Source organism: Paraburkholderia sp. BR10954 (assembly GCF_040965775.1).
GTDB lineage: Bacteria > Pseudomonadota > Gammaproteobacteria > Burkholderiales > Burkholderiaceae > Paraburkholderia > Paraburkholderia youngii.
Window position 1 is genome coordinate 1 of the sequence record NZ_JBFRCK010000082.1, and the last position, 10,060, is coordinate 10,060.

The window sequence follows — 10,060 nt, forward strand, 5'->3', positions numbered from 1 at the left end:
GTCCGGCCTTCACCAGCTCGACCAGTTGCGCCCGAAATTCCGCCGGGTACGGGGTACGATGCTTGGCCATAATCGGCACCTCCTTCTCCAAAGGATAGATGTCCGTTTTTGCGGGTCAATCTCAGTATCAGGCGCAGATGGTTGCGCACAAGCGCGATTCGATGCAGGCGGGACTGGACTGGGCGACGCCCGAGCTCGAGGATGAGACGTTTCTGCACATGGACTCGCTTCTGGATCGCTTCGTCGAGGATCTGGCAAGCGTACATGACCATACCGCACGCGATATGCGAGCAATTCTGAAGGAGGCTGCATGAAGGAGTCACAGGTAAGCGTGCTGGTCGGCGACGGCGTCGTGACGCTCAAGCGCGAAGGAACGAGGCGAGCAGTTGTAGCCGGTGTGCTTGGTCGCATCGAGCGCGACGGCGTGGAGCTGCTGTGTCTAGATCGTCTGGTACACGAAGCCCATGAATGGACGTTCGTCGGTTGGAACGTCTCAGGCGCCGTGACCACGTTGCTCTCACGTGCGATCCCAACCGCCGTCGTGACGGCTGTTTGAGTTTCCCGGAGATTTCCGGGAACCAAGTCATTTAATCAGCCCGGCAGATCATCGCCGGGGCTTTATTTTTGGGCGAGCGTTTCCCGAGGACAGCAACCGACCCGTTTCAGTCATACGTTCAAGCCTGTCCAAAGGCAGCTTTCTGATCGACAGCGGTCATTACAGGCTTACAGCCGGCCCGCTGATCGTTCCGACGCACTTATGTGAGGCGATAGACCTTGCTCACCGTCCCCCGGAACAAGGCCTCGCGCTCGTCAGCGCTAGCTTGTGCAGTCAGCTTCTTGAAGGCGTTCCAACCATTACTGAATGGATAGGAGCCCTTGTCCACCGGGAAATTGCTCTCGAACATGCAGCGGTCCGCACCGAACGCTTCGATACACGTATGCATCCATGGCTTCCACGCTTGCGCCAATTCATCCGATGACGGCGGTCGCTCGCCCTTTTCAAACTCGAAGCCATTGATACGCATGCCGAGTCCGCCCACCTTCACATAGACATTCGGCAACTGAGCGAGTGCGCGCATTGAGCTCGACCAGGCGTCGAACGCTTCAGCGCGGTGGCTTGCGTAACTGGCGATGCGGACTACCCCGCCGCAATGGTTGATGATGAAAGGCGTATCAGGATGGACCTTTGCCAGATCGAACAACTCCGGCAATTGCGGGAAGAACAGCCATGCGTCGTACGACAGCCCCAGCGATCGGAGCTCCGCGACTCCGTCCCGGTAGTCGCGATCGAGCAGCAGTCCTCGCGGCGCTGCCGAAATCGGATTCACCAGCGTCTGGTCAGCATCCCAGCTAACCAGATGCCGAACGCCACGGAAACGACCATCGCCAGCATCCAGTTCCGCTTCGAGAACATCGCGCACCGCCGGCCCCCGGCGAAGATCCGCATAGCCGACCATACCTTTCGCAACCTGCGGCTCGCCACTCTGCAAAGGAGCCGTGACACCCGCGACATACTCGATCTCTCCGACCGGCCGCATCGGCTCCGGACCCGACGGGCGATACCGGGTCAACGCCTGCATGAACACCGACGCGGTGATGTTGTGACCGGATCGCGCGTCCTCGAGATACTCGTCGACAAGATAGGTCCATCCCGGACGTTCATAAAAGTGGTGATGGGCGTCGATGATCGGCATGTCGGGCTCAAGCGCAGCCTCGGTGCCAGAGGCGAGCCAGTCCGACCGAACGGGAAGGTAGTTGCTAGTCGTACTCACGGCATGTTTTCCTGTTTGCAAACGCCTGACGTAGAGCGATAGCAGGCAGCATCATTGGTACTGCCATTGCGCTCAGCAAGCGGCGACGTCGGGTGATGGTGGTATTGCTATCAGCGCTCTGCGCGATCGAATGCATAAAGTGACAAAGTCAGCAATGTCGTGATGCCTAGCACAATCGACAGACCAATCATGCCGGCCGCGAACGTACCGAAACTGTCCTTCAGATAACCCACGAGGTAGGGTCCCGCAAAGCCGCCGAGTGCACCGATCGAGTTGATAAAGGCCAGGCCACCGGCAGCCGCCTGTCCGGAAAGGAACCGGGCAGGAAGCGTATAAAAGATCGTCCGGCCCGCAATCGTGCCGATCAACGCCAGCGTGATGCCAGTCATCGCCGGAACCAGCTGATGGAAATACGTCGAGACACCCAGCGCAATCGCACCAATCAAAAGGCCTGCGGCGAGATTTGCGATCGGGCCGCCGCGACGATCGACCCGCTTTGCCCACCAGAGCAACGCGACGGTGGCAAAGAAGTAAGGCACGGCCGACATCCAGCCGGTCTGCATTACGCTCATCCCGTGAGCCCGCAGCATCTGAGGAAGCCAGATGCCGATGCCGTAAGAGCCCATCGTAAAGCCGAAGGAAATCATCGCCAGAATGTAGGTGCGCGCGTCCTTCAACGCTGCGACGAAATTTTTCTTCTTCTGACCGGACGAGCCTTCCCGATCAAACGCACCTTGCAGAGCTTGCCGTTCCTCGTGAGACAACCACTTCGCATCGGCGGGCTTATCCGCCAACATTTTCAGTACGAGAAAGCCGAGCACGCATGCGGGCAGTCCTTGAACGATGAACATCCACCTCCAGCCCGCCAGTCCCAGGACACCGTCCATATGGAGCAGCGCCGCCGAGAGCGGACCACCGACGAGCGACGACAGCGGCGTGGAGACGGTGAACCACGCGAGCACCCGAGTGCGATAGCTGGCCGGGAACCAGACGGCGAGGAAAAAGATCACACCGGGAAAGAAGCCCGCCTCACCGATGCCGAGCAGCAGCCGGACCGCGTAGAAGCTTTTGGGGCCCACGGCCAGCGCCGTCGCCGCTGCGAAGAAGCCCCACGTGATCATGATGCGGGCGAGCCAGCGCCGCGCGCCGAAGCGGTATAGCGCGAGGTTACTCGGGACCTCGAACACGCAGTACCCGGCGAACATGATGCCCGCCCCCCAGCCGAACTGTGTGGCGGTCAACCCAATGTCGCGATTCATCGTCAGTGCCGCGAAACCGACGCTCGTGCGATCCAGATAGTTGAAGAAGTACGCAAGGGCGAGTAGCGGAATGAAGCGCCACGCGGCTTTCCTGACTGCGGACTGCTCGAGGGTGGAACCCACCGCGCTGCCTGTCGTGATGTCCGATGAAATGGATGTCATGTCTCGTCTCCAGACGAATCACGGCGCGCAAAAGGCCCTGCCGGCCTCTGCGGCTAGTGATTCTTTATTTGCTTCGCTGCTTCAGGCGCTGGCGAGTTCGTTCGCCGACGGGTTCGATGCATCGCCAGGCTGGGCGTCCTGACACTTGACTACCCCAGCCTCGGTCAACCGTCTGAGGTCTTCCGGTGTGTATCCGAGACCCGACAGAAGCGCTTGAGTGTCCTGACCCAGCGAAGGGGGCGCCGCGCGCAGGTGCAGGCGCTCACCATCCAAGGTCAAGGGCAGCAGCGCGGTCCTCGTCGCTATGGGCTGTCCCGCGCCGCTTGCATCGGGCGGCAACGTCACTTCGGCGAGTCCGCCGGTGGCGAGCAGGTGCGGATCGTCGAACAGATCCTGCGGCTTGGTAATCGGCGCATAGGGCAGTCCGCAGCGCTCGAAAATCGTGCTGATCTCGGCCGCGGTGAACGCTTCCATGTGCTTTCGAAGCAGCGGCAGCAACCATTCGCGGGCCTGCACGCGCTGATTGTTGGAAGCGATACGCTCGTCCGCCTTGAGCTCCGCCAGCCCGAAAGCGTCGCAGAACAGCGCCCATTGCGTATCGGAGACAACGGCCAGGAAGATCTGCTCGCCGTTTTTGACCGAGAACACGTCGTAGACGGCCCACGCTGAAATGCGGCTTGGCATCGGCGCCGCCGCTTTGCCGGTCACGGCGTACTGCATCATGTGTTGAGCCACCAGGAACACATTGTTCTCGAACAGCGCGCTCTGCACTTCCTGACCCCGGCCCGTGCGTTCGCGTTGAGCCAGCGCCGCCATCGCGCCTATCGCGCCGAACATTCCACCCATGATGTCGTTGACACTCGTTCCGGCGCGCAGCGGCCTGCCTTCCGGTCCCGTCATGTAAGCGAGGCCGCCCATCATCTGCACGACCTCATCGAGCGCGGTGCGATGATCGTATGGGCCGGGCAGAAAGCCTTTATGCGACACGTAGACGAGACGCGGATTGAGCCTGGACAGCGCGGCATAACCGAGGCCGAGCTTGTCCATCGTGCCGCTCTTGAAGTTCTCGCTGAAGACGTCCGCTCCAGCGAGGAGCTTGTGAACGATTTCCACGCCACGCGGATCTTTTACGTCCACGGCGATGCTCTTCTTGTTCCGGTTGAACGTGCTGAAGAAGCCCGCACCGGAGCCGCGCAAAGCGCGCGTGCTGTCGCCGGAAATAGGCTCGACCTTGATCACTTCCGCGCCCAGGTCCGCCAGCACCATGCCGCATGTCGGCCCCATCACCATGTGCGTCATCTCGACGACGCGTACGCCGCTATATGGCAGATTCTGGTTTGCTTGTACTTCGCTCATTGCGCTACTCCAGTGAGGCAGCCTTCGGGTTGCGGCGCGCTGGGTGCGCGGCCGTCTGCATACGCGAATCCCTTTGGAAGACCCGCGTCCTGTACGTGTCCATATAACGCTTCGCCAGGCAGCGCCTCCGCGAGAATGGCGCGCGCGGCAATGAGCCTGTCGATGTCCACACCGGTGTCATAGCCCATGGCTTCGAGCAGGAAGGCCAGGTCTTCTGTCACGATGTTGCCGGTCGCGCCCGGTGCATACGGGCAGCCGCCGAGACCCGCCTGGCTGGAATCGATCGTCGTCACGCCGACTTCGAGCGCTGCAACGACGTTGGCCAGCCCCTGTCCGCGCGTGTTATGGAAGTGGGCCCCGCCGGCCTTCGCGCCGAGTTCCGTTTGCAGACGGCGGAACAGCCGGCGAACCTGGGTCGGATTCGCGTAGCCGCTGGTATCGGAGAGGCCGATTTCGTCGACGCCGCATTCGGCCATTGCCACGCACATGCGCATGGTCTGATCGTCGGTCACAGTGCCCGCGATCGTGCAGCCGAAGGCGACCGAAACACCGGCCTCGATCTGCACGCCGGGAAACCGTTCGTCGCGAAGCGCGACGATATTGCGCACTTCTTCGATCATCTGCGCATTGGTCTTGCGGATATTGGCCAGCGAATGTTCGTTGGTCACCGAAACGGGCAGCGTCACCTTGTGCACGCCTGCTTCGAAAGCGCTCTGGCTGCCACGAAGATTCGGCGCTAGAACCGCGACGTGCAAACCGGGAAGGGAGAGCGCATGCGCGACAACTTCGCGGATGTCAGCCATCTGAGGCAGCAGTTTCGCCGGCACGAATGAGCCCACTTCAATTTCCTTCAGGCCTGCAGCGGCGAGCGCCGAGACCCATCGCAGCTTCGCTGCCGTGGGCATGACAGTTTTGATGCTCTGCAATCCGTCACGCGGACCGACCTCGCTGATCAACACCTTGGGATTGGGCGTATTCACGACTGACTCCTTTGTTCTATTGCACAGACCTACGTTCTATTCGATAGAACTATAGGTGCGCTTTGCGGCTTGGTGAAGACGGGTAAACCCCCGAAATCGCCAAAAACAGAACTTGAGTTCTGTCACGCGAAACATTAGAGTGACGGCATAACCAGAGAGGAGAAGAGATGACTATCAGTGGGCCCGGGAATGCAGAGCGGTCGCTCGACGCATCGGACACAAGCAGTGGAGTCGCCGTTCTGGATCGGGCTTTCGCGATTCTCAACGCTTTCGGCCCGACCGACGACCGGTTGACGCTTACCGAACTATCGCGCCGCACCGGCTTGTATAAAAGCACGGTCTTGCGGTTGCTCGGTGCTTTGGAGCACGGCGGATTTATACGGAAGCTGAATGACGGTCAGTACGCTGTCGGACATCAACCGCTTCGCCTCGCAACGCTTTACCAGCGGTCTTTTCAAGTCGGCCCCGTTGTGGAACCCATCCTTCAGCAGTTGAGTCGCGACCTGGGCGAGACGGCCTCTTTTTACGTACGGCAAGGTGACAAGCGCCTGGTCCTGTATCGCGTGGAGCCCTCGAGAAGCGTGAGAGTAGCGATCCGGATCGGCGAGGAATTCGAGATCGACAAAGGCGCCTCCGGCAAAGTGCTGCTCGCATTCAGTGAATCGTCAGATCCACGCTGGAATGAGGTGCGGGAACAATTCTGCGCGGTCTCATACGGTGAACGAGATCCCGAAACAACGTCAGCATCAGTGCCGGTGTTCGATTCAACGGGTCAGCTGTTGGGCGCTCTGACCCTATCCGGGCCGAAAGGCAGATTCGACGCCCCAGCCACCATCAACGTTGTTCTTAAAGCACTGCTTCTCAGCGCGAAGCGAGCAACGGTCGACTTGGGGGGCATTGGTGCGAGATACGATGCAAGCATCGCCAGATTCGTCGAAGAAGACGCTGCCAAATCGGAAAAAGCGGATGTCGATACGGAAATGCCTGACCCAGGCACGCGGCCTTTGAGCACGCGCCCTTTGCATTAGGCATGTGAACCCCGGCATGCCATCTGAATGCCGCGCAAAGCGCGAATCGCCTTGCTGCGGCAACGATCACATCCTCGCTTACAGCGACCAAAGCGCGCAGCGCCCAGCTTTCCCGGTTGGCTGAAAGGCGTCGTTATTCATTGTTGAGCCGATCCCACTTCGTACGTGCTGAAAGATGCGCTTGCCCGGCATGCAAGGCACGGGTCGGTGCTGGTTATCCCTAGTCGCTCCTTCACTACCTGCACGGCTACCATAGTAATACTGCTACACAGAACTGCGTTCTATCTAACAGAACTTCAGTAAAACAGCGAGGAGATATGCAGATGGCCAGTCTTCCCGTTAATGGGACAAAGCTCTCGTCCGGTTCACCTATCGTTGGGGAGGCAGAGCGAATCAACGCGCGTATCGACCGCTTGCCCGCGACGCGCTCGATATGGATGCTGGTCTTCGTTCTGGCTGTCGGCGGCTGGTTTGAGTTCTACGATCTATTCTTGACCGCGTATGTCGGACCGGGCCTCGTCAAGAGCGGCCTGTATTCGACGACGACGGCGTCGTTCTTCGGCTTCTCGGGGCTTGGCGCGTTCGTCGCGGCATCGTTCGCGGGTCTTTTCATCGGCACGTTCTGTTTGTCACGCCTTGCCGACCGCTTCGGACGCAAGACGACCTTCACCGTCTCGCTGCTTTGGTATTCGGTAGCGACCTTTGTGATGGCTTGGCAAGACAGCGCGTCCGCAATCAATCTGTGGCGTCTGATCGCGGGCATCGGCGTGGGCGTTGAGTTGGTGACGATTGATACATACGTCAGCGAACTCGTGCCGATGCATCTGCGCGGCCGCGCTTTCGCGTTCGTGCATCTTGTGCAGTACGCCGCCGTGCCTGCCGTCGCACTGTTCGCATGGTGGCTCGTGCCGCGCACACCGTGGGGCATCGACGGATGGCGCTGGGTGGTAGTCATCGGCTCGCTGGGCGCGATTGTCGTGTGGGCGATCCGCCGCCGCGTGCCGGAGAGCCCGCGCTGGCTCGCGCAGCAAGGCCGTCTCGAAGAAGCGGAAAGCGTGACGCACGCGCTCGAGGCAAAGGTGATGGAGCAATACGGGAAAGCGCTGCCCACGCCAGTGGAACGCGTCGAGCGCGCGGTCACCGTCGGCAAGGCGCGTTTCGGGGAGATCTGGCAGCCCCCGTATCGCCGCCGCGCCATCACAATGCTTGTCTTCAACCTTTTCCAGGCGATCGGCTTCTACGGCTTCGCGTCGTGGGTACCCACGCTGCTCGTCTCCAAAGGGGTGACCGTCACGCATAGCCTGATGTATTCGTTCGTCATCGCGGCGTCGAATCCGTTCGGGCCTTTGATCGCCATGACATTCGCCGATCGTATTGAACGAAAGACGCTGATCGTGCTTTCCGCGCTCGGCATAGCCGTCTTCGGCAGCCTGTTCGCAACACAATCGTCGCCCGCGATTCTGATGATGCTAGGGGTGCTCATCACCCTGTGCGGCACACTGCTCTCGGTCGGCTATCACGCTTACCAGACCGAGCTTTTCCCAACACGCATCCGTGCCACGGCGGTCGGCTTCGTCTATTCGATGTCGCGCCTCTCCGCAATGTTTTCTGGGTTCATGATCGCCTTCGCGTTGCGGCACTTTGGTGTTGAGGGCGTATTCGGGTTGATAGGCGGTGCGATGGTGGTGGTCATGGGCGCGATCGGCTTCTTCGGTCCGCGCACGAATAATCGCACGCTCGACGACATCTCTCATTGAGCGCAAGAAATCGCGGTCTCGCCGTTAGAGATCCGCGCGGCAACGCGGTCCTGCCCGACGTCGCGAAGCACGAGGACTGACGCTTGAAGCGACTCTCGCGACGATGGGCTGGTTCGTGCCAACTATATGAATGCGGGAGTGGAGTTTTACTGCGCAGCGAACTGGCGCAACTTGTACAGGGACCGGGCTGGGATGATGTCCGATGCGACTAAAAATCTCGAGACTCGCTTCTTTCAAAGCGAGGCGATGCTGGTTGAGCACAAGCTGATGGCCTCGCGTACGGTTGCAGTGCGCGGCGCCGACCCGATCATTATCGAAGCTATTCCATTGAATACAGTTGCCGACTGTCATGCACGAGCAGTGTCTCATGCTAGCCAGCAAGCCGACGTTCGCAAATCAAACTTGAATGACTGAAACTGGCCGTTGGACTAAACCGCTCGCGCGGTAGGGGCTACGGTCAGACGCCGGTGGTCATGGAGAGGCCGGCATCGCGGTTCCGTATGTTGGCGAATGAGGCAATCCGCCTCGTTCTCCAGCAGGAGCCCCATCATGACCTCCTCGCAGTCAAACGTCAGTCCGCTGCGCCAGCGCATGATCGACGACATCCGCATGCGCCAGCTTGCCCCCAAGACGCAGGACATCTATCTGCACATCGTGCGTGAGTTCGCCCGGTTTCTCGGGCGCTCACCTGACACGGCCACCGTCGAGGACCTGCGGCGCTACCAGCTCCATCTGGTCGACCACGGCACATCGGCCGTGTCGCTGAACCACGCGATCACCGGCCTGAAGTTCTTCTTCACCGTCACGCTCGACCGGCCCGAGCTGATGGTCAGGATGCAACCGGTACGCGTGCCCCGCGTATTGCCCGTCGTGCTCAGCCCCGATGAAGTGCGGCGGCTCATCGAGGCCGCCGGCAACCTGAAGCACCAGACCGCGCTGTCGGTCGCGTATGGCGCGGGGCTACGCGCCAGCGAAGTGGTCGCGCTGAAGGTCTCTGACGTCGACAGCGAACGCATGACATTGCGTATCGAGCAGGGCAAGGGCCGCCGTGACCGCTACGCCATGCTCTCGCCGGTGCTGCTCGAGCGTCTGCGTGTGTGGTGGCGTGTGGCCCGTGCGCAGGGCAGGATGCCCGAGGGTGGGTGGCTGTTTCCTGGGCTCGATCCACTCGATCAGCTGAGCACGCGGCAACTGAACCGCGCCATTCATGCCGCCGCCGAGGCCGCGCACATCGACAAGCGTGTGTCCATGCACACGCTGCGCCACAGTTTCGCGACGCACCTGCTCGAACAGAAGGTGGACATCCGCGTGATCCAGGTGCTGCTCGGCCATGCGAAGCTCGAGAACACCGCGCTCTACGTCCAGGTGGCCACCGACCTGCTGCACGAGGTCACCAGTCCACTGGACCGTCTGCCCTCGGAGTAGGCCCGCGTTGTAGCGCCTCATGCTGGAGGTTGCGGACATCTTCCGCAGCCACGGGCCAGCGTGGCGGGCCACGGCACGCCTGAGCCCGGGGCAGCTGAAGGTCATGTCGGCCATCGAACGGTGCCGCACGGCGGCACTGGGCGGACATGTGCTGCGTTGTCCAGGTTGCGCAAGCTCAGAGGTGTCCTTCAACTCGTGCCTTATGGGGAGTCTTTCCGTATGTGGAGTAGACACGTCGATCGAGCGCGAGCCGGGGAGCCCGCGCCCCTGCTACTCTCCATTAAAGCCTCGCCTTGAGCATGGCGATGACCTTGTCGGATG

General features: G+C 60.8%; 9 protein-coding genes and 2 pseudogenes. 7 read left to right on the forward strand and 4 right to left on the reverse strand.

Translation table 11 applies throughout. The features are described 5' to 3' along the window. Positions 1-112: 112 nt before the first annotated feature. Both AB4Y34_RS39590 and AB4Y34_RS39595 read left to right on the forward strand, forming a co-directional pair. Positions 113-314: pseudogene (locus AB4Y34_RS39590) on the forward strand (hypothetical protein); the annotation flags it as partial. Further along, positions 311-556: a hypothetical protein gene (locus tag AB4Y34_RS39595; RefSeq protein ID WP_368719105.1), complete on the forward strand. Its 246-nt coding sequence runs from the start codon at positions 311-313 to the stop codon at positions 554-556. The pseudogene AB4Y34_RS39590 and the gene AB4Y34_RS39595, both read left to right, overlap by 4 nt. A 199-nt stretch (positions 557-755) precedes the next feature. On the opposite strand, the pseudogene AB4Y34_RS39600 reads toward AB4Y34_RS39595, so the two are convergent. The 4 genes and pseudogenes from AB4Y34_RS39600 to AB4Y34_RS39615 form a co-directional block, all read right to left on the reverse strand. Further along, positions 756-1,908: pseudogene (locus AB4Y34_RS39600) on the reverse strand (amidohydrolase). Beyond that, positions 1,883-3,193 (reverse strand): MFS transporter, encoded by a 1,311-nt coding sequence (locus AB4Y34_RS39605; RefSeq protein WP_368719106.1) that lies wholly within the window; start codon positions 3,191-3,193, stop codon positions 1,883-1,885. The pseudogene AB4Y34_RS39600 and the gene AB4Y34_RS39605 overlap by 26 nt, the downstream one beginning before the upstream one ends. 81 nt (positions 3,194-3,274) lie before the next feature. Then, on the reverse strand, positions 3,275-4,549 hold the full coding sequence (locus AB4Y34_RS39610) for a CaiB/BaiF CoA transferase family protein (RefSeq protein ID WP_368719107.1): 1,275 nt from the start codon (positions 4,547-4,549) through the stop codon (positions 3,275-3,277). Next, entirely contained in the window at positions 4,546-5,529 is a 984-nt protein-coding gene (locus AB4Y34_RS39615) for a hydroxymethylglutaryl-CoA lyase (protein WP_368719108.1), read from the reverse strand. Before AB4Y34_RS39615 ends, AB4Y34_RS39610 begins: the two co-directional genes overlap by 4 nt. Before the next feature lie 167 nt (positions 5,530-5,696). Between AB4Y34_RS39615 and AB4Y34_RS39620 the strand changes: the two genes are divergently transcribed. The 5 genes from AB4Y34_RS39620 to AB4Y34_RS39640 all read left to right on the forward strand — a co-directional run. After that, complete coding sequence (locus AB4Y34_RS39620) at positions 5,697-6,557, forward strand: IclR family transcriptional regulator (RefSeq protein ID WP_368719109.1); 861 nt, start codon at positions 5,697-5,699, stop codon at positions 6,555-6,557. A gap of 323 nt (positions 6,558-6,880) precedes the next feature. Beyond that, a complete protein-coding gene (locus tag AB4Y34_RS39625) occupies positions 6,881-8,314 on the forward strand; it encodes an MFS transporter (RefSeq protein ID WP_176369834.1) in 1,434 nt (477 codons plus the stop codon). Between the two features lie 192 nt (positions 8,315-8,506). Further along, entirely contained in the window at positions 8,507-8,728 is a 222-nt protein-coding gene (locus tag AB4Y34_RS39630) for a hypothetical protein (protein ID WP_176112165.1), read from the forward strand. Between the two features lie 135 nt (positions 8,729-8,863). Beyond that, positions 8,864-9,739, forward strand: coding sequence for a site-specific integrase (locus AB4Y34_RS39635; protein WP_368719110.1), 876 nt, complete (start codon positions 8,864-8,866; stop codon positions 9,737-9,739). Positions 9,740-9,758: 19 nt separating this feature from the next. Further along, the coding region (locus AB4Y34_RS39640; RefSeq protein ID WP_368719111.1) for a transposase zinc-binding domain-containing protein at positions 9,759-10,060 on the forward strand (302 nt) is incomplete at its 3' end.